Source organism: Chryseobacterium sp. A321 (assembly GCF_054489265.1).
On record NZ_JBTMWZ010000001.1, the window covers coordinates 710,939 to 729,261 of the forward strand.

At 39.5% G+C, this 18,323-nt stretch carries 15 protein-coding genes and 3 tRNA genes; 9 read left to right on the forward strand and 9 right to left on the reverse strand.

The features are described 5' to 3' along the window. Positions 1-86 precede the first annotated feature (86 nt). The 4 genes from hemA to hemE are packed head-to-tail and all read left to right on the forward strand — an operon-like array spanning position 87 to position 4,014. A complete protein-coding gene (hemA, locus tag ACX3PZ_RS03405; RefSeq protein WP_459083132.1) occupies positions 87-1,361 on the forward strand; it encodes a glutamyl-tRNA reductase in 1,275 nt (424 codons plus the stop codon). Next, positions 1,348-2,268, forward strand: coding sequence for a hydroxymethylbilane synthase (gene hemC, locus ACX3PZ_RS03410; protein ID WP_459083134.1), 921 nt, complete (start codon positions 1,348-1,350; stop codon positions 2,266-2,268). The genes hemA and hemC overlap by 14 nt, the downstream gene beginning before the upstream one ends. Before the next feature lie 23 nt (positions 2,269-2,291). Beyond that, complete coding sequence (locus ACX3PZ_RS03415; RefSeq protein ID WP_459083136.1) at positions 2,292-2,978, forward strand: uroporphyrinogen-III synthase; 687 nt, start codon at positions 2,292-2,294, stop codon at positions 2,976-2,978. A 7-nt stretch (positions 2,979-2,985) separates the two neighbouring features. Then, positions 2,986-4,014: a uroporphyrinogen decarboxylase gene (gene hemE, locus ACX3PZ_RS03420; RefSeq protein WP_459083138.1), complete on the forward strand. Its 1,029-nt coding sequence runs from the start codon at positions 2,986-2,988 to the stop codon at positions 4,012-4,014. 79 nt (positions 4,015-4,093) lie between these two features. Here the strand turns inward: hemE and ACX3PZ_RS03425 are convergent, their stop codons facing one another. The 3 genes from ACX3PZ_RS03425 to mutL are packed head-to-tail and all read right to left on the reverse strand — an operon-like array spanning position 4,094 to position 7,605. Then, on the reverse strand, positions 4,094-5,074 hold the full coding sequence (locus ACX3PZ_RS03425) for an endonuclease/exonuclease/phosphatase family protein (RefSeq protein WP_459083140.1): 981 nt from the start codon (positions 5,072-5,074) through the stop codon (positions 4,094-4,096). After that, positions 5,065-5,811, reverse strand: a complete 747-nt coding sequence (locus ACX3PZ_RS03430; protein WP_459083142.1) for a rhomboid family intramembrane serine protease — start codon at positions 5,809-5,811, stop codon at positions 5,065-5,067. The genes ACX3PZ_RS03425 and ACX3PZ_RS03430 overlap by 10 nt, the downstream gene beginning before the upstream one ends. Positions 5,812-5,814: 3 nt before the next feature. Then, entirely contained in the window at positions 5,815-7,605 is a 1,791-nt protein-coding gene (mutL, locus tag ACX3PZ_RS03435) for a DNA mismatch repair endonuclease MutL (protein WP_459083144.1), read from the reverse strand. A gap of 396 nt (positions 7,606-8,001) precedes the next feature. On the opposite strand from mutL, the gene ACX3PZ_RS03440 reads away from it, so the two are divergent. Together ACX3PZ_RS03440 and ACX3PZ_RS03445 are read left to right on the forward strand one after the other, a co-directional pair. Further along, positions 8,002-8,529, forward strand: coding sequence for a hypothetical protein (locus ACX3PZ_RS03440; protein WP_459083146.1), 528 nt, complete (start codon positions 8,002-8,004; stop codon positions 8,527-8,529). 99 nt (positions 8,530-8,628) lie between these two features. After that, positions 8,629-9,273: a hypothetical protein gene (locus ACX3PZ_RS03445; protein WP_459083148.1), complete on the forward strand. Its 645-nt coding sequence runs from the start codon at positions 8,629-8,631 to the stop codon at positions 9,271-9,273. Positions 9,274-10,207: 934 nt separating this feature from the next. Here ACX3PZ_RS03445 and ACX3PZ_RS03450 read toward each other — a convergent pair. The 3 genes from ACX3PZ_RS03450 to ACX3PZ_RS03460 all read right to left on the reverse strand — a co-directional run bounded on the left by ACX3PZ_RS03450 (position 10,208) and on the right by ACX3PZ_RS03460 (position 10,497). Continuing rightward, positions 10,208-10,291 (reverse strand) — tRNA-Leu (locus ACX3PZ_RS03450). Positions 10,292-10,304: 13 nt separating this feature from the next. Next, positions 10,305-10,377 (reverse strand) — tRNA-Gly (locus tag ACX3PZ_RS03455). Positions 10,378-10,415: 38 nt separating this feature from the next. Beyond that, positions 10,416-10,497 (reverse strand) — tRNA-Leu (locus ACX3PZ_RS03460). 164 nt (positions 10,498-10,661) lie between these two features. Between ACX3PZ_RS03460 and ACX3PZ_RS03465 the strand changes: the two genes are divergently transcribed. Both ACX3PZ_RS03465 and aat read left to right on the forward strand, forming a co-directional pair. Further along, entirely contained in the window at positions 10,662-11,045 is a 384-nt protein-coding gene (locus ACX3PZ_RS03465; protein WP_459083150.1) for a DUF3127 domain-containing protein, read from the forward strand. Between the two features lie 56 nt (positions 11,046-11,101). Next, positions 11,102-11,752, forward strand: a complete 651-nt coding sequence (aat, locus tag ACX3PZ_RS03470; RefSeq protein ID WP_459111966.1) for a leucyl/phenylalanyl-tRNA--protein transferase — start codon at positions 11,102-11,104, stop codon at positions 11,750-11,752. A gap of 6 nt (positions 11,753-11,758) precedes the next feature. On the opposite strand, the gene ACX3PZ_RS03475 is transcribed toward aat, so the two are convergent. Then, positions 11,759-14,551: a carboxypeptidase regulatory-like domain-containing protein gene (locus ACX3PZ_RS03475; protein WP_459083154.1), complete on the reverse strand. Its 2,793-nt coding sequence runs from the start codon at positions 14,549-14,551 to the stop codon at positions 11,759-11,761. 330 nt (positions 14,552-14,881) lie between these two features. On the opposite strand from ACX3PZ_RS03475, the gene ACX3PZ_RS03480 reads away from it, so the two are divergent. After that, positions 14,882-15,304: a DUF6146 family protein gene (locus ACX3PZ_RS03480; protein ID WP_459083156.1), complete on the forward strand. Its 423-nt coding sequence runs from the start codon at positions 14,882-14,884 to the stop codon at positions 15,302-15,304. Between the two features lie 6 nt (positions 15,305-15,310). Here ACX3PZ_RS03480 and ACX3PZ_RS03485 read toward each other — a convergent pair whose 3' ends face one another. After that, positions 15,311-16,531, reverse strand: coding sequence for an aminotransferase class V-fold PLP-dependent enzyme (locus ACX3PZ_RS03485; protein WP_459083158.1), 1,221 nt, complete (start codon positions 16,529-16,531; stop codon positions 15,311-15,313). A 134-nt stretch (positions 16,532-16,665) separates the two neighbouring features. Beyond that, positions 16,666-18,207 carry a glycine--tRNA ligase gene (locus ACX3PZ_RS03490; RefSeq protein WP_459083160.1) on the reverse strand — a complete coding sequence of 514 codons (1,542 nt, stop codon included), beginning with the start codon at positions 18,205-18,207 and terminating at the stop codon, positions 16,666-16,668. Between the last annotated feature and the right edge of the window lie 116 nt (positions 18,208-18,323).

Genomic DNA, 18,323 nt, shown 5'->3' on the forward strand with positions numbered 1-18,323 from the left:
TAGCAATATCCAGGAATTGGAATTTCGGAGTGACTTTCGTCATGGGTTTATTAATTAAAAAAGCCCTAAATTTGCCTTTGTTTACTATGCCACAAAATAATAACATACATCAGACCTCTAATTTTGCGGTGTTAAGTGTCAGTTTTGAAAAAGCCGACGCGAAAACCAGAGGTAAATTTGCTTTTTTTGACCAGCATGTCAAAGAATTTGTTGACCGAATTCATTCGGAAAACTTGGGCGATGCTTTCGTGGTTTCTACCTGCAATCGAACGGAAATTTATACCACCACTCCTAACTACCTTTTAATTGCGGAGCAATATTGCAAATCTGTCGATGTGGAATTGACGGATTTTATGAAATATGCAGAAGTTCTAAAAGAGAAGCATGCGCTCAACCATCTGTTTCGTGTAGCGGCGGGTCTAGAAAGTCAGATTCTGGGAGACTTTGAGATTATTGGTCAAATCAAAAACGCATACAATCGATTCAAAAAAGAGAAATCGAAATCAAATCCGTATCTTGAACGAGCGATTAATTCGGCGATTCAGATTTCCAAGCGAATAAAAAACGAAACTGGAATTTCTAATGGGGCTGCAAGTGTATCCTACGCAGCGGTCCATTATATTTTGAATTCCCAAACCCAACTCTCTGGAAAAAACATCCTTTTGCTAGGGGTTGGAGAGATTGGACAGAATACCGTAGAGAATTTGGTAAAGCACATTTACCAACCTAAAGTAAAGATTGCCAACCGTACCAACGAGATTGCAGAGAAAATAGCGCAAAAATACCAGATTCCCTATGTGGAATTTGAGGATTTTTCCAATGAGCTTCTTGAAACAGACATTTTAATTGTCGCCACGAGCGCAAAAACGCCGATTATTAAGAAGTCCCATTTTTCTGGAAAAAAACCTATGCTCGTGATTGATCTCTCGATTCCGAACAATGTGGATTCGGAAGTGAAAGAAATCAAGGGAGTAGAACTTGTGGATGTGGATATTCTTTCAAACCATATACAAGAAACCATGGAGCAGCGAAAGAAAGAAATTCCAAAGGCTGAAGAAATTATTAAAGGAATGACGAGTGATTTCATAGATTGGGAGAAGAAGCGGACGCTTGCTCCCACAATTCATGACTTTAAAGCCATGTTGAAAAACATGGAACGCCATGAGATGCACAGCATCCATAAAAAGCATCGGTATATTGCCGTAGACGATATGGAGCTCACAGATAAGATGATTCAAAAGATCACGAATCGTTTTGCGAAGTACATCATAGACAACCCGTCTCGAGCGAACGAAGTAAGTGATCTTATGCACGAAATGTTTGTGGAACAACCAAATAAAGAATTCAATGAAAAGCATTAAAATTGGCACACGCAAATCTCCACTTGCTCTTTGGCAAGCGAGAGAAGTGGCGAGGCATTTGCAAAATCGGAATTTTAAAACAGACATTACTCCGATTCTTTCGAAGGGCGATAAGCAACTAAATCAACCTCTTTATCAAATGGGTATTACAGGTGTGTTTACACGCGATCTTGATACCGCCCTTTTGAATAAGGAAATTGATATTGCTGTGCACTCTTTAAAAGATGTACCCACTTTGCTTCCAGAGGGACTAGAACTTGTAGCTTTCTTAAAAAGAGATTACCATCAAGATGTTTTGGTCAGGAGTCAAAAAGCAAAAAGCAAGCGACTTGAAGAGTTGACTCTTGCCACGAGCAGTCTTAGAAGACGAGCGTTTTGGTTGGAACAGTTCCCGGATACGAGCTTTGTCGATATTCGCGGAAATGTCCAGACGCGACTGGATAAAATTGAGAGTGGTCTGGCAGATGCAACACTTTTCTCAAAAGCCGGTCTCGCAAGGTTGGAGCTAAAAGTAGAATTTGAAGAACTGCCTTTTATGCTAAGCGCACCCTCGCAAGGTGTAGTTGTAGTTACAGCGCGCACAGAGGATTTAGAGATAAAAGAAATTCTACAGGGAATAAACGATCGCGACACACAAATATGTGTAGAAATAGAAAGAGCCTTTCTTCAAACTTTAGAAGGTGGCTGTACGGCGCCGATTGGCGCGTACGCAGAAATTATTGAAGAAGACGTTCGATTTCAAGGGAGAATATGCACTCTTGATGGACGCAATTGCATCGGTTTGGAAGAGATCTTGTCCAAGGAAAGTCCAAGAGAGCAGGGGATTAAGATGGCGCAAACCTTCCTTAATTCGGGTGCAAAAGAAATTATGGAGGAAGTGAAACCAAGATTGGGTGGTACTTTATAAGGAAGGATAAAGCGTTTTTTGAAATGAATATACTTTTCACAAAAAAAAATCTAGATCGAAAACTGATCGCCAAGTCACTTGGGGATCAGTTTTCCTATGATTTTGTAGAAGTAATTAAAACGACCCCTCTTAAAGTCGAACCCTTTGACTTAATAGATTATTCCTTAATATTCACGAGTGTGAACGGCGTAGATTCCTTTTTTGAAAATGGTTTTAAACCTAATGAAGTGTTTACCAATCGCCGGTACAATCGTATCTACACCGTGGGTCCTAAGACGAAAAATGCACTTCGCAAATATGGATTTGGCACCTACAAAGTAAAGCGCCATGCGCAAGAACTTCGAGAGTTTCTAGTCGAGAACGCTCAAGGGGAAAAGTTTTTGCATTTTTGCGGAACGTTATCCCTAACGATTTTAGACTCTTCTCTACCTCTACAAAACTTTAGCTACCGACAAATTCCGGTGTACCAAACCGAACTCCTACATCCAAAAGTAGAACAAGAGTACCAAGTGTTGGTCTTTTTTTCACCTAGTGGAGTGCGAAGTTTTGTTGAGCACAATAGTCTTGAAAACAAGAAATTGTTTTCAATCGGTCTCACCACCGAAAAAGAATTAAGAAAATATACTCAAAACAAGATAAATACAAGTATGGAAAGTAATTTCGAAGACCTGATGAAGGTTTTAGTTCGAGAACTTTCGCATACGAAATAAGCCCATTATGATTAAAAATGATTTGTTCCTTAAGGCCCTAAGGGGTGAACAGGTGGAAAGACCGCCGGTTTGGATGATGAGACAGGCAGGACGCTATTTGCCGGAATTCATTGCGCTACGGGAGAAATACGATTTCTTTACCCGCTGTCAACGTCCAGAGCTTGCCTCTGAAATTACGGTTCAACCTCTTCGCAGGTTTCCACTTGATGCTGCGATTTTGTTCTCTGATATTTTGGTCGTGCCTCAAGCGATGGGGATTAATTTTGAAATGAAAGAATCGGTGGGTCCTTGGTTAGAGAACCCAATTCGTACGATGGCACAAGTAGAAGCGGTTCAAGTACCCGATGTGGATGAAAGCTTAGGATATGTCTTTGATGCGATCGAGATGACCTTAGAGAAATTAGACAATGAAGTTCCACTGATTGGATTTGCGGGATCGCCTTGGACTATTTTATGCTATTGTGTGGAAGGGAAAGGCTCCAAAGCCTTTGATATTGCAAAATCCTTCTGTTTTCAACACCCTGAGGCCGCGCACCTATTGCTTGAGAAAATTACACAAACTACGATTAAGTATCTCAAGAGAAAAGTAGAGAAAGGAGTTTCTGCGGTTCAAATTTTTGATTCTTGGGGAGGGATGTTGTCTCCGACTGATTATCAAGAGTTTTCATGGAAATACATCAACCGTATTGTGGAGGCACTCAGTGAGGTGACCCAAGTGATTGTTTTTGGAAAAGGATGTTGGTTCGCACTAGAAGAGATGGCGCTTTCAAAAGCCTCTGCATTAGGTGTAGATTGGACCCTAACCCCAGAGCACGCTAGAGCTTTGGTTGGCCCAAATATGACTCTACAAGGGAATTTTGATCCTGCTAGACTACACTCCTCACCAGAGGTGATCCGAAAAATGGTTCATGAAATGATTGACCGCTTTGGAACACAGAGGTATATCGCGAATTTAGGGCATGGTATTCTACCTAATATTCCAGTGGAAAATGCAGAAGCTTTCATACGTGCAGTAGTAGAGTACGAAAAGAAATAGAAACCTCCTTGATTAAAGATGAAAAAGCGGCCTCTTGTTTAAGAAGCCGCTTTTTATATGGAGTCTTTGTCTAGTCCGATTACTTAATGTCAAATGTAGCAATGACCGGAAAGTGATCCGAGATGTGAACACTTCGATCTACCTGATAACTTCTTGCTTTTAGAGAGTTCGAGTGAAATAGATAATCAATTCGGATTGGAAATTTATAATCGTGAAAACTCGTGGCACTTCCATGTCCTACTTCTAAGAAGGGATCGAGTAGGCCTTCGACCAAATGATAGTATTCCCAAGAATTTGGAACGGAGTTAAAATCTCCTCCGATAATGACAGGGTAAGGTGACTCCTGAATTGCACGACGAATTTGTTGTACTTGGCTTTGGTGCGCTTTAAAGGTAGGGACGAGTCGGAAAATGAGTTTTTTAGCCTTCGCTTGATCTACAGCCGCATCCCCCGAGGGTTTTACCATCGATTTTTGAAGCTGAAAGGGTTGAAGATAAACATTTACAATGCGTACGATTTTCCCTTCTATATCAAGGTCAGCGTAAAAAGCGTGAGAATTCGATCCGTCTGTAATTAATGTTTCCTGGTTTACAATTTTGTACTTAGAAAACAGCTGAGTCCCACCCTGCGTAATTAGGTTTTCTGAATCCAGTTTTGTGTGATCTTCCTGCACAATGACAATGTCAGCATTTTGACTGGCCAGATAGTCTTTGACACTTGTTTGGGGGTTGCCAGTGGCTTCTATTCCATTTTTGGTGTTGAAGGTGATAATCTTGATTTTCCCTTCAGCAGAAACCGACGGGTTGTAATTTACAATACGCTGAGCCGGTTTTAGAAAGAAAAGAGATAGAAGTATAAAGACAATGGCCCTTTTTTTCCAAAGTACAATCCAAAGAAGCGTAAGTCCTAGATGAAATATCAGAAGAATAGGAAAGGACAGAGATAACAAGTTTAAATAGCCTAAGGTTTTAGGAGCTATATAGTCATTTAATAACGTGCCTAGCATCAAAACGACGATACAGAAATGGACAAACGTGAGGGCTGCTCGAATTAATGCCATCTTTGAATGTGATTTTTTCTAAAGTACAAGGCAAGCAAGAATCCAACGATTGCGCCTCCAATGTGAGCAAAATGGGCAACTCCTCCCATGGATCCACTAAATCCTAAATAGAGCGACACGACTAGGATAATTGGAAATAAATATTTTGCTTTTATAGGGAAAGGGATGAACAAGAAAACCAATTTCGCATCCGGAAACATGGTTGAAAACGCAGCGACTACGCCGAAAATGGCACCGGATGCACCAAGCATTTTCCCGTTCAGCATTTGACCCAGAAGCAGGGCGTCTGGATTATTAAATACACTCATATCACCGTGATACCCTTGGGCGCTTTTCCGAAACACCTCCGCAATGTCGACTCCTTGCGTTTGCAATTGGGTTACCACTGTGTTTACTTCGTAAAAATTCCATACGTTAAAGAGAATGAAAGCACCAAGTCCACTTACAAAATAAAGGATTAGGAATTTTTTCTCTCCCAAAACCTGTTCTAATACTGGGCCAAAGCTCCATAGGGTGAACATGTTAAAAAGAATGTGTGTAAGGCCAATTCCTTCTCCCATGGGTGCATGCATGAACATATGGGTGACAATTTGCCACGAATGAAAATTAGGAGAAAAAGGATAGTAGGCCGAGAGTAAGTCGTAGAGTTTTCCGCCAAAAAGTAAATTACTAAGGAGATAAACAACGATATTGATTATAATAATACTTCTTGTAATGGGGGGGATGTTTTTAAACATGCTTTAAAATTTAGTTTTTAACTCATCAAGTGGGAGTTCAATAAAACATTTTTTACCTCCTGGAGTATAGGTTGGGAATCCAATCGCAATGTATTCCTTGATAAGTGCCTCTGCTTCGTATTTATAAAGGAAATCAAAACGAGATTTGGAATGGATCTTGTCCCATTGGTATTGGTACTGGGAGAGGAACTCTTCCTCACTTTTGTATTCCAATTTTTCAAATAAGTTTTCTAGGAATTTGATGACCATACTTTCTTTTAAACCCTCTGGCACAGCATCGATTCGAAGCGTGTTTTCATGGGCTAGGGTCATTTCAAATCCTAAGGAAGGCAAATGCTTTTTAAAGGATTTGTATTTGAGTTTCTCAATTTCATTCATTAAATATTCTAAGGAAAATAGCAGCGGTTGACTGACCGAGCTTCTTTTTTTGCCTTGGTTTTTATGACCAATCAGAATTCGATGCATTCTTCCAAGGTCTAGCATCAAGGTTTTGTCTCCTTGATTGAAAAGCCAATACCCATTGGGAAGTCGCATTAAGTCTTCATCAAATTCTTCGTCCTCGAATAAGTTGATTTTGGAAGGTTTTGCCTCTAGAGGTGTATCGTATATTTCTTGCAGATTGACGATCTCATTGGCAGTAGCAGCATCCGTTGCACGGAATGGATTGAAATCACGAGGTACCGAAATATGACCCGGCTTTTCGTTCATAGCACTAGCAGACGATCCGTTGGATCCTCCCTTGTTTTGGAAATCAAGAAATGTATCTAGGTTAGGGTCTCGGTCAAAATCAAGGCTAGGGGCAATGTTGTAAATACCAAGCGCTTTTTTGATTGTGGAACGAATTAAAGCAAAGATGAGATTTTCATCTTCAAATTTGACCTCTGTTTTTTGAGGGTGAATGTTAATGTCAATCTTTTCAGGATCAATTTCCAAGAATAGAAAAAAGGAAGGGTGGTAACCAGGCATCAATAATCCTTCAAAAGCATCTTGTACTGCCCGATTAAGATAAGGACTCTTGAAAAATCGATGGTTAACAAAAAGAAACTGTTCTCCTCTAACCTTTTTTGCACCTTCAGGTTTCGAAACGAACCCACTAAGCTTGATCCAATCTAAATCTTCTTTGATGGGAATCAAAACGGGCTGTAATTTTCGACCAAAAATTTCAATGATTCGTTGAAGCATGGTGCCCTTACGCAATCTAAAAATGATTTCGTCGTTATGATACAATTCGAACTCTATGTCTTGATGGGCAAGTGCAACACGTTGAAATTCATCAATAATATGACGAAGCTCAATATTGTTATTTTTTAAAAATTTACGTCTTGCCGGAATGTTGAAGAATAAATTTTTAACCGCAAAACTAGATCCTTCGTGCGTTTGGATGGGTTCTTGAAATTTAAATCCACCCCCTTCAATGTATAGGTTGGTGCCTGTTTCTGCCAGCCTTTGTTTTGTTTTTAGCTCCACTTGAGCCACAGCTGCAATGGAAGCCAATGCTTCTCCACGAAAACCCTTTGACCTGATCTTAAAAAGGTCTTCAGAACTCTTTATTTTCGAAGTCGCATGGCGTTCGAAAGCGAGTCTAGCATCGGAATCCGACATGCCTAGTCCATCGTCAACAACTTGGACTAAATTCTTACCTGCTTCCCGTACAATAAGCTCAACTTTAGTGGCTTGTGCGTCGATTGCGTTTTCCAAAAGTTCTTTTACAATGGATGCAGGACGTTGCACGACTTCACCCGCCGCAATTTGGTTGGCGACGTGATCAGGTAAAAGTTGTATGATATCAGACATGCACGAATTTATTAAGGCAAAAATACGGATTAGATTCGGTAATAAAAATATGTAAACGAGTGAACAGCTAAAATAAGGCCATACCTAGATTTGAATTTACAGTGCGCTTTATAACCTTTTGAAATAAGGACAAAGCTTGGCTACAGCTTTCGTAGGTATTTCTGTTTTCTTCAAAAATTTCTTGTCTTCGTAATACACCGTAAGAGGGAGATTACACGTTCGTTATGGGATCGTGTGAAAGCACTAGAAAGAAAGCACTGCTCCTTGTTTCGCCGCTTCACGATTGATGCTCTTTTATAGAGGTCCGGTAAAATACATCTTGTTTCTTGTTAAATACATGCTTGTTCTGTAGAATACTAGACTGAATTTAAGGAACTTCACAAAAATAAAAATGGCGTGAAGAAAAAGAGAATTGATTTTGAAACGAAGATTTGGGAGGGAGTCGAACTAGACTCTTGGTTGTCTGTGATGCGAGCCTTTTTTCGTGTGGAGGACCTAGTGACGCTTAAAGAACAACGAAATGAAATGCTTCGTTTTGCATTCTCTTCGAGTTCCGCTCCGATTAGAATGGGGCACAACGTGTTTTGGAACTATCTCTGCATGCGATCCTTTCTTAAAGCGTGCTTTGTTTTAAGTAAGCAAACTTATAAGTGGAGACTATCTGAGGCTCTAATTCCTTCCTCTAATTTATTGTTTGCATCGCTATCGAAACTGGAGTACCAAGATCCGTTCTCAATCTTTCGAGACGCGTTTAAAAAATACAGCCTTAAGGATTTTGAATGCTTTAATAGTCAGGTAGTTCACTTGTCTATGGAGGAGTTTTCTGAAGCGCCTGAGGTAAACCTTCTCGTTTTGCAACACTTTTTGGTTAAAATGCTTGATGGAGCACAACTTATTCTCGAGCGTGATCCACAGAGGATTTAGCCCTAAAATAGGGCGTTTGAGACGGGTTAACAGATTTTTAAATTAGGATTTTACAATTAATTAGCAATTTATTACATTAACCTCAACTAAAACTTAACTATGGAATCGAAGAATCGCTTCAACACGCGGTATATAACTAACGTAGAGGACGCTAGAAGATCTTTAGAAGCTCTGCTTGGAAAAAATGAAAAGGGTGCACTAGAAAAAAGTGTTTATGATCTGAGTTCAAGCTTGAACATTCCTATTCTTGAGATGCATGTTAGAGAATTTCCAAAAATTTTACAACGGTATCGGTTTGACCAATTAATCTCTGCTGAATTCGAAATTAAAGGGATGGAATCAGTTGATATTAGACGTTTGGGTTATATGACCAGTATTCTTTCGCTCGCATCCTTCGGAGGTGGCTTAATAGATGAGAATAATAAGTTAATCCCCTTGCCAAATATTAAAGGTAACAATGCTTGCTTTGGGATGATACAGTATCTAACTAATTTCATTTCACTGGATGATTACTTTGATGTTTTGTATCTGATGGTATTTACCGCGGTTGGTAAGGAGTATTATGATGTGATTAACTCGAAAATACAGCATGGTGAACTTAGGGCAGAAAATTTGGAGATTATTTACTCTGACCCTGATCTAGAAGTTCACCGTAATTTGATGCTTGCTTTTTCTATGATACGGATGTTTTTAGAATCTATCTATGTCTACTTTGATTTAGAAAGTCATTATGCTGAAAACTAATTCTTGATTTTGACCGCAATTCGAACTACAGTATTCCCATGTTTACCAATATAGTGTGTTTAGTTAAGTTATCTGAAGATTCCTATTCAAACTTGTATGATTAAATACTAAATGATTTGGAAAGGGAAACAAGACGAAATGCTTTTACCCAAAAGAATCTAGTTACTAATAATTAGGGAAAGACTATGCCAATACCCTATCCTTTTTAAATTGAATTAAAGAAAATGAAAATTTCTTAATGCATTGGCACTTAATCTTAAAAAAAAATAAACATGAAAAAACTTTTCTTGCGTAACAAACTTTACTTTGGCAAAGAGTGGTCAAGCAATGATGTTAAAACAAGATAAAACAGAAAATACCGCAAATGATTATAGAGAATTGGAAAGAAGTATACAAAATAATTTGAAGAGATATAACAATCCAATTGAATTATCTCAGAAAGTGGATTATAAATAGTACCAAAATAATAACTAATTTTGGTTTCATCCTTCATCTAGAATAAAAAAGGCTATTAATCGTTGATTAGTAGTCTTTTTATGTACTCCAGACGGAGGTGTAAATACGTCCCTAATTTTAAGTTCTGGTTCTATATTTCAGGACAAGACATAGTTTAGAGCGGATATGACATAAGGGAAATGGGGCTTCCCTCCGACCAAAAAAACATCTCCGAAATTCTAGAAATATAATTCTTGGAGAATTTTTGCATTTCTTGGAGAATCGAATTATGATCATAATCTCAATTTTTCAATTGGTGTATTTGCCAATAATTCGCCTCCAAAAATCTTTGTAATAATTTGCACAAAAATATTTTGTCGCACCAAACTGTATCTTCAGTAATGAGAATTTGTTCTTGATCCCTTTTATTAAAGCCAGCATTGAAGCCAACTCTAAAAACAAAAAAGACTGTTAATCAATGATTAACAGTCTTTTTGTGTACCCCAGACGGGACTTGAACCCGTACGTCCTTGCGGACACAGGATTTTAAGTCCTGCGTGTCTACCAATTCCACCACCAGGGCAAAGTAGAAGTTGAGCGAAAAACGGGACTCGAACCCGCGACCCCAACCTTGGCAAGGTTGTGCTCTACCAGCTGAGCTATTTTCGCAAAAAAAATTTCTAAGTGATTAGAAATTTTTAAAATAGTGCGGATGAAGGGACTCGAACCCCCACGCCTCGCGGCACCAGATCCTAAGTCTGGCGTGGCTACCAATTACACCACATCCGCAGTTATTATAAGATCTTCTTTTCTTTTTTGTGAGTGCAAATATAGCTTATTTTTAAATTGTAAAACAAATTTTTTTTCATTTTTTTTATTTGCAAAATACTAGGTTTTGAATTCATTTTTTTAAGTTTGTTTTTGCTATTTTTACCGAATTAAGTTTTTAGATTATGGAATTACAAGGCACAGTGAAGAAACTTTCTGAAACCCAAACTTTTAACAGTGGATTTCAGAAGAGAGAATTAATCCTTTTAACGCAGGAACAGTACCCGCAGCCTATTAGTATTGAGTTCTTGCAAGATAAGATCTCATTGCTAGATACAGTAAGCGAGGGCGACCAAGTTAAAATTGGAATTAACCTCAGAGGAAGAGAGTGGACAAGCCCTCAGAATGAAGTTAAGTACTTTAACTCGATTGTTGGCTGGAGAATTGAAAAATTGGCTTCTGACAATTTTAATGAACCCACTCAAGCTGCCCCACTTGAAGAAGGAGCAAAGCGTGAATCGCAAAATGCAAATCCTTTCGAAGAAGAGGATGATGATTTACCTTTCTAAAAAGTAAAAAATAATTGATTTGAATCCCACTATCTTTGGTGGGATTTTTTAATTCTATGGTTTCATTAAAGAAAGAGGAAATAGGATTTCCGGATCCAAGAGAGTACCATCCTTTAGGGGGTCTCATTGCTATGGGAGGTGACTTGTCTTCCGAAAGGCTATGGCTTGGTTATAATCTTGGACTGTTCCCGTGGTTTAATCCCGGTGAAGAGATTTTATGGTGGTGTCCGGATCCTCGATTCGTTCTTTTTCCAAAGAATTTGTATGTCTCCAAATCCATGAAAAAGGTTCTTAATTCCAACCAATTTACCTTTACTAAGGATCAGGCCTTTGAAGAGGTTATGCGTGCTTGCATGGAGGTCCCTAGAGTGGACCAAGACGGAACTTGGATCAGTGAAGAGCTGATCAGTGGGTTCTTAGAACTGCATCAACAAGGCAAAGCTACGAGTATTGAAGTTTGGCAGGGTGATACGCTTGTAGGTGGGTTTTATGGTGTAGTGGTGGGAAATGTGTTTTGTGGTGAAAGTATGTTTTCAAAAGTAAGCAATGCTTCAAAGGCCGCATTTATCACCTTTGTACAATCCAACCAAGGCAATTACAAATTAATCGACTGTCAAATTCACTCCAATCATTTGGAAACTTTTGGAGCCGAAATGATTTCAAAAAAGGAGTACCTTGAAATTCTCTTTGAGTCGAATGGGCTCTAAATTCGATTAAAACTTAAATGAAACATTTGCGAAGAACGTACGTCCGCGATCATACCAGAATTTGGTGCCAAATAGAGGTTCTGATCTTTGTGAATCTATTTGGGATTCCGGATAGTTTGTGTTTCTAATTTGTTCGTAGCCACCCGAAATATAATCTCTGTTATTTAGTACGTTGATTACGCTTAAACTTAACCCTAAGGTGTAGCGCCCCACACTGAAAGACTTTCCTGCATCCAAATTAAATAGCCACTGATCTTCCATTTTGACTTGAGAAAGTAGGGGTGAGATGGAAGAGGGACGCGCTGCTGGAATTACAAGTCCTGTATTTTTGTCTGTGCTTTGCTCGTAATGGCTTCCTGTTTGAGGATTGGTGTAAAAATTGGAAGTTCGATTGGCTGCATAAAAGTCCATGTAATGGTCTGCGAAAAAATTGGCAGAACCGCCTAGCCACCAAAGTTTTTTATTGCTATATCTAAATCCTAGCGTAGCTGCTGTTTGTGGGGAACCCGCTAATTTATAATCTTTGATTTGTGCCGGGCCTAAGTCTTGATATCCTTGGGCAGAGGTTTCGTTTTCGGTGGTTAGAAGTACGATTGGATTGTTCTCAATGGTATACTCTCCTAAACTGGATATGGCAAAGAGTTTTAAATTCGGAAAAATCCTCGCCTCGATTCCGACTTCGATTCCCTTGTAGCGCTTTTCAACTCCGGATAAGAACTCGGTTACATAGGATTCTGTGTTGTTATTTGTGCCCTGAGAGTAAAGATCTGTGTAGAATCTTGAAACTTCGGTCCCATTTTTTAAATCACTCCAAAATCCTGACACACGAATTCTTAGGGCTTGGCTACTATAGTTATAGCGAAGTTCGTTGGAACTTACAACTTGGTTCCTTATTTCAGGCGTTTCCAGATTGCTTAATCGAGGGTTGACAAATAAGTCCGTAAGGGTAGGGGCAGCGCTGTAAAGCATCGCATTGTATGAGAGCTGACTTCTAGGATTTAGTTTGTAGCTAACTCTTGCTTTCACGCCTGCATCCAGATTTTCAATTCGCTTGCTTAAACCTTTTGAGTTGCTGTAATATGGATTTAGGTAATTGCCTTTTCTTTGAGAGGATGTATAGTTTACGAAAACAGAGGCCATTACATTCCATTTGTTAAGTTCAGCATCTGTGGACAGATTGAGGCTGGCTTTGTTCTTAAAAAACAAAAAATCGTATTTATAATGATCGCCGACGGTAAGTTTCGTATTTTGATTGGAGGAATCGTAGTTTTCATTGCCATTGGAAGCGTACTGGTTTAGTGCAAATTCTGCCCCCAGTAAATCGTTTATTTCTTGATAATGCTTCGAAGTGAAATTTTGATAATTTAAATTCAGATTTAAATTCCAAAAATCAGTTAGTTTTGTGTCGAAATGCGAAGCGAAATTAAAATTTTTGATGTCACGAACATCTTCTACCACCATATATTTAGCACCTTCTTCTAAATGGTTTTGATTTTCCATTCGTAAAGCTTGCCAATTGATTTGATTAAAGGAATCGTCTTCGTTCCATCTCTGTTCGAGCAGTTCTAATTCACCTGGGCGTGCATTTATAGATCGGTAATAGCTGGGTAGGTTTGTGTAGTACGTAGGGTAGGGATTGGGTGCGTTTCTCCAGGAAAGACGGCTTTGGGCGTCTCTTCCGTATTGATACGATAAGGTATTGTTCCAATTGCTGTTCTCGCCAACCACATTGTAAAATTGCAGTTGGAAGACAGGCATAAAGGAATTTCTAGTACGCGCACTGCGATTTTTTCCTCCATCAAATCCCCAGTATGCATTGTAATTTTTACCCATTAAATCGTACACTTCTCTTGTGTTTGCACTATAGGTGTCTCTTTGAGTGGGTGCTCCAAAGGCCGTAAAGTTTATAGAAAAACGGTCTGACAACTTCTTTTCAACCGATCCAAAGTAAGCGTAGGAGTCTTGTTCAATTCCCTGAATCACGCCATCGCTTCCTGATCTTTTGCTTACAGAAAGAGCAAACGCCCATCCGCTAGGAAAAAGTCCACTTGCGTAAGAGGCTAGAAGTCTGTTTTTATAATTGCGATTGAGGTAGGAATAAGTAATCGAAGCCTCTTTGTTCAAATTAGAAGCTTTCGTGTCGTAGTAGAGGGAGCCAGCAAGATTTGCAAAGCCGTATTTTGAAAAGGATAAATAGTCAGAGATTTCAGAAGGATGCCTCGTAACGTCGCTTAATCCTCCCCATTGAATAGGATCTACTACGCCGTCTATGGGATCCGACATTGATACTCCATTAAAGGAAATTTCTTCGTAGCGGTTGTCCACCCCTCTTGGAACAAAATTATACATGCCCTGTTCAAGCATGGCATTTTTTTGATACACATCCCGTCTTGCACTTAGTAGTGAGGTCATGGGCTGTACTAAAGATCCGTCACTATCGGCAATGGCATCATCAAGAACTAAAATTCCTAAGTCAGTACTATGGTTAGCAGAGCGCATGCTGATGACCCCAAGGTCTTTTCTTTTTTCACCCTGCTCGATAGTAAAGGTGATTCGTCGCGGTTCTAGTCCGGCCTTGGAAATGTTTATTTGGTAGGTACCGGGATCTAATCTTACAAATTGGAAGTAGCCAATTTTGTCGGCTACAAGGTCATTGGAGGATTGGCTTAAATCAACCTCCGCTCGTTCTACTGCATTCCCATGCTCATCTTTAATGTAGGCAAAAGCCGTAGTTTGCGATTGAAACCATGCAAAAGTGAATACGGTAAGGGCGATTGAAAAGAGAATCCTAATTTTCAAACTTTGATTTCTATTTGTCTTTTGCACTCCCATAACCATGGCTTGCCTTCTTGCAAGAGTGCAACAAAGGTTTGACTTGAAAAATGATTTGGAAACTAAGGAAATCATTCGGATTCTAGTGGTTTGGTCCAAAGTTTTCCCTTGGAATTTTTGGATTCACAATGAGGGACTTTGTGGGGTGGGTTTCGTACAATATTTTGCTAGAATTTTGCAACAATAACCGTTCCAATCTTTCCTATTGCGGGCTCAATAAGCAAAGTTGCTTGGATTCTTTGAGTGTAGTTCAAGTTTGGCGTTTAATTTGCTGCCTTTCCAGCATATACAACAGTCATGAAAACAACATTCTATCTAGTTTTGCTCATTGGAGCTTTAAGCTTTGTCACGAGTTGCAGTAGTTCGCGCGCACTGAGTAAGGGCGACTCGACTGTGATGAAACCGGAAAAGAATGAAGAGGGGGAATGGGAGCTGATTGTAATGGACACACAATTTGATTATTTTCTCTCTGCGATTGCAAAACCGCAGAGTATGTATAGCGAAAGCAGTCTAAAAGTACGCAATGCAAGTTTGGTTTCGGAATGGAATAGCTATTACTATTCAGGACGTTACCGAAATGTAATTGAGTCAGGGATTGATTACGATCCCAATGAAAATTACGGAATGGCTTTCGAATATAAATTGTATCAAGTCTTTGCCTATGTCCAATGGAAATACGGCTTGAGACTTCGAGGTCTTGGAGGAGCCGAGGTGCGCTAATTTCTTCTAACTTAGCATTCTTTGAGCCTTACGGACTCCCTCTACCAATGCGTCTATTTCCTCTAGTGTATTATAAATTGCGAAACTCGCACGAATGGTACCTGCTATTCCATAAAAGTCCATAATAGGTTGAGTGCAGTGATGTCCTGTGCGGACGGCAATACCCAGTTTATCTAAGATCATTCCCGCATCGGATGCAATTCCCGCATTATTCAACGTGAAAGAAATTACGCCTGCACGGTGTGCATTTTCGGCATAGATATGTAAGTCGTCGAGCTGCTGAAGTTCTTTTTGGGCGTATTCAAGTAGTGCATGTTCGTGACTTTGTAAATTGTCATGTCCAATGGATTCCATGAAATCTACTGCTGCCCCTAGGGCGATATTTCCTCCCACATTCGGGGTTCCTGCTTCGAATTTGAAAGGGAGTCCCGCATACGTGGTTTTCTCAAAACTACAGGTAGAAATCATTTCTCCTCCACCATGGAAAGGAGGAAGTTTTTCAAGTAACTCTTCTTTTCCATAAAGGATCCCAACTCCCATGGGAGCGTACATTTTGTGGCCAGAGAAGACGAAAAAATCACAATCCATTTCTTGCACATCAATTTTTAAATGTGGCACAGACTGAGCACCGTCAATGATGATTTTAGCACTAGAATTTTTACGGATCATGGAAATAATTTCCTTCAGGGGATTGACTACACCTAGCGCATTGGAAATTTGATTAACCGAAACTATTTTCGTTTTCTCACTTAAATTATTTTCAAGAAAAGTAAGATCGAGCTCACCTTCCAAGTTCATAGGGATCACCCGTAGTTTTGCGCCAGTTCTTTCGCAAAGCATTTGCCAAGGCACTATGTTGGAATGATGTTCCAAATAGGAAATTATGATCTCATCACCAGCCTTAATCTCGCTTGTATGCGCATAAGCAAGTAGGTTGAGGCCCTCCGTAGTTCCCTTTGTAAAAATGATTTCATAATCATGTTTTGCTCCAATGAATTTTTGAATTTTCTTACGCGAATCTTCCATAGCCTCTGTGGCAATTTGACTAAGGGTATGAATTCCTCGATGCACGTTTGCATTGTATTCAAGATAGTACCGGTCCCAGGTTTCTAGTACCGAGAGGGGTTTCTGCGAGCTTGCTGCATTGTCCAGGTATACTAAAGGTTTTGAATTCACTTCTTGCGAAAGAATTGGAAATTGGGATCGTATGGCTTGTATTGAAAACATGTGTCTTATTTAGAATGGTTCAAATTTACGGAATTTAAAAGGAATCAAACAGTTTATGCCTCGAAGAAATTAACAGAAATAGCAAATGGCCTAATGCAATTAGACCATTTGAATTTTCTTTTTTCGATGAAAATTTAAAGCTTAGACAAAAGGGTTCTAAAGTTTGTTTTTTCGTCAATGATTCTTCGTAAGTCTGCTACCTTGACTCTCTCTTGCACCATGGTGTCACGGTCACGTAGCGTCACGGTGTGTTCTGTTAAGGATTCATGGTCCACGGTGATGCAATACGGAGTTCCAAGCGCATCGTTTCTACGGTATCGTTTTCCAATGCTATCTTTTTCCTCGTAATTCAAGTTGAAGTCGAATTTTAAATCGTTGTATATTGATTCTGCATATTCCCCTAACCCGTCTTTTTTCATAAGCGGAAGTATCGCCGCTTTAATAGGAGACAAGGCCGGAGGTAGAGAAAGAACAGTTCGCTCAGACCCATCTTCAAGCACTTCGTCTTTTAAGCAATGTGACATTAAGGCAAGGAACAATCGGTCGAGTCCAATGGAGGTTTCGACTACGTAAGGAACGTAGTTCTCGTTTTTCTCAGGATCAAAATATTGAATTTTGCGACCGGAAAACTCTTCGTGCGCCGAAAGGTCGAAATTGGTTCTGGAGTGAATACCTTCGAGTTCCTTAAATCCGAAAGGAAATTTAAATTCAATGTCCGTCGCTGCATTTGCGTAATGGGCTAACTTTTCGTGGTCATGAAATTTGTAATTTTCTGCTCCGAGTCCTAACGCCAAGTGCCAGTTAAGCCTTTTTTGTTTCCATTGTTCAAAATGAGAAAGTTCGGTATTTGGTTGTACAAAAAATTGCATTTCCATCTGTTCGAATTCACGCATTCTGAAAATAAATTGTCTAGCAACAATTTCGTTACGAAAGGCTTTTCCGATTTGAGCAATCCCGAAAGGTAATTTATGTCGGGATGTTTTTTGTACGTTCAAATAGTTAACGAAAATTCCTTGAGCAGTTTCGGGTCTTAAATAGAGGTCAGTCGCGTTTTCAGCAGAGGCTCCTAGTTTGGTTCCAAACATCAGGTTGAATTGTCGAACGTCCGTCCAGTTTTTACTTCCTGAATCAGGATCTGCAATCTCTAGTTCCTCAATTAATGATTTAACATCTGCCAAATCATTGCTTTCTAGTGATCTCGCCATTCTAGAAAGAATGGTTTTTTGACGTTCGCGATAGTCTAAGACTCTCGCATTTGTAGATTCAAACGTCGAGAGGTCAAAGGATTCTCCGAATCGCTTTGCCGCTTTGTCAATTTCTTTCTGTGCCTTGTCTTCTAGCTTTGCACAATAATCTTCAATTAAAACATCGGCACGGAAGCGTTTTTTACTGTCCTTGTTATCAATTAACGGGTCGTTAAAGGCATCTACGTGACCGGAAGCTTTCCAGATCGTAGGGTGCATTAGAATCGCGGAATCAATTCCGACGATGTTTTCGTTTAACTGTACCATGGCTTTCCACCAGTACTGCTTAATATTGTTTTTCAGTTCCGCGCCGTTTTGTCCATAGTCGTAAACGGCAGATAGTCCGTCGTAAATTTCAGAACTTTGAAAAATAAACCCATACTCTTTTGCATGGGAAACTACTTTTTTAAACGCATCTTCCTGTTTTGCCATAATTGTCTTGATAATTTGGACAAAATTAGTGAAATAAAACTGAATAACGTCGGATTTAGCTCGTTTCGAGACTTAATTTGCCAAACAGGGCGGATCGCATTTTTAGCAGTTTTGAA

What these genes read in the sequence shown, in the direction of transcription:
- ACX3PZ_RS03445 (WP_459083148.1), top strand. Translation starts at nt 8,629, where the DNA reads ATGGAATCGAAGAATCGCTTCAACACGCGGTATATAACTAACGTAGAG.
- hemC (WP_459083134.1), top strand. Translation starts at nt 1,348, where the DNA reads ATGAAAAGCATTAAAATTGGCACACGCAAATCTCCACTTGCTCTTTGG.
- hemA (WP_459083132.1), top strand. Translation starts at nt 87, where the DNA reads ATGCCACAAAATAATAACATACATCAGACCTCTAATTTTGCGGTGTTA.
- aat (WP_459111966.1), top strand. Translation starts at nt 11,102, where the DNA reads ATGGTTTCATTAAAGAAAGAGGAAATAGGATTTCCGGATCCAAGAGAG.
- ACX3PZ_RS03415 (WP_459083136.1), top strand. Translation starts at nt 2,292, where the DNA reads ATGAATATACTTTTCACAAAAAAAAATCTAGATCGAAAACTGATCGCC.
- mutL (WP_459083144.1), bottom strand. Translation starts at nt 7,605, where the DNA reads ATGTCTGATATCATACAACTTTTACCTGATCACGTCGCCAACCAAATT.
- ACX3PZ_RS03480 (WP_459083156.1), top strand. Translation starts at nt 14,882, where the DNA reads ATGAAAACAACATTCTATCTAGTTTTGCTCATTGGAGCTTTAAGCTTT.
- ACX3PZ_RS03430 (WP_459083142.1), bottom strand. Translation starts at nt 5,811, where the DNA reads ATGTTTAAAAACATCCCCCCCATTACAAGAAGTATTATTATAATCAAT.
- hemE (WP_459083138.1), top strand. Translation starts at nt 2,986, where the DNA reads ATGATTAAAAATGATTTGTTCCTTAAGGCCCTAAGGGGTGAACAGGTG.
- ACX3PZ_RS03490 (WP_459083160.1), bottom strand. Translation starts at nt 18,207, where the DNA reads ATGGCAAAACAGGAAGATGCGTTTAAAAAAGTAGTTTCCCATGCAAAA.
- ACX3PZ_RS03465 (WP_459083150.1), top strand. Translation starts at nt 10,662, where the DNA reads ATGGAATTACAAGGCACAGTGAAGAAACTTTCTGAAACCCAAACTTTT.
- ACX3PZ_RS03425 (WP_459083140.1), bottom strand. Translation starts at nt 5,074, where the DNA reads ATGGCATTAATTCGAGCAGCCCTCACGTTTGTCCATTTCTGTATCGTC.
- ACX3PZ_RS03485 (WP_459083158.1), bottom strand. Translation starts at nt 16,531, where the DNA reads ATGTTTTCAATACAAGCCATACGATCCCAATTTCCAATTCTTTCGCAA.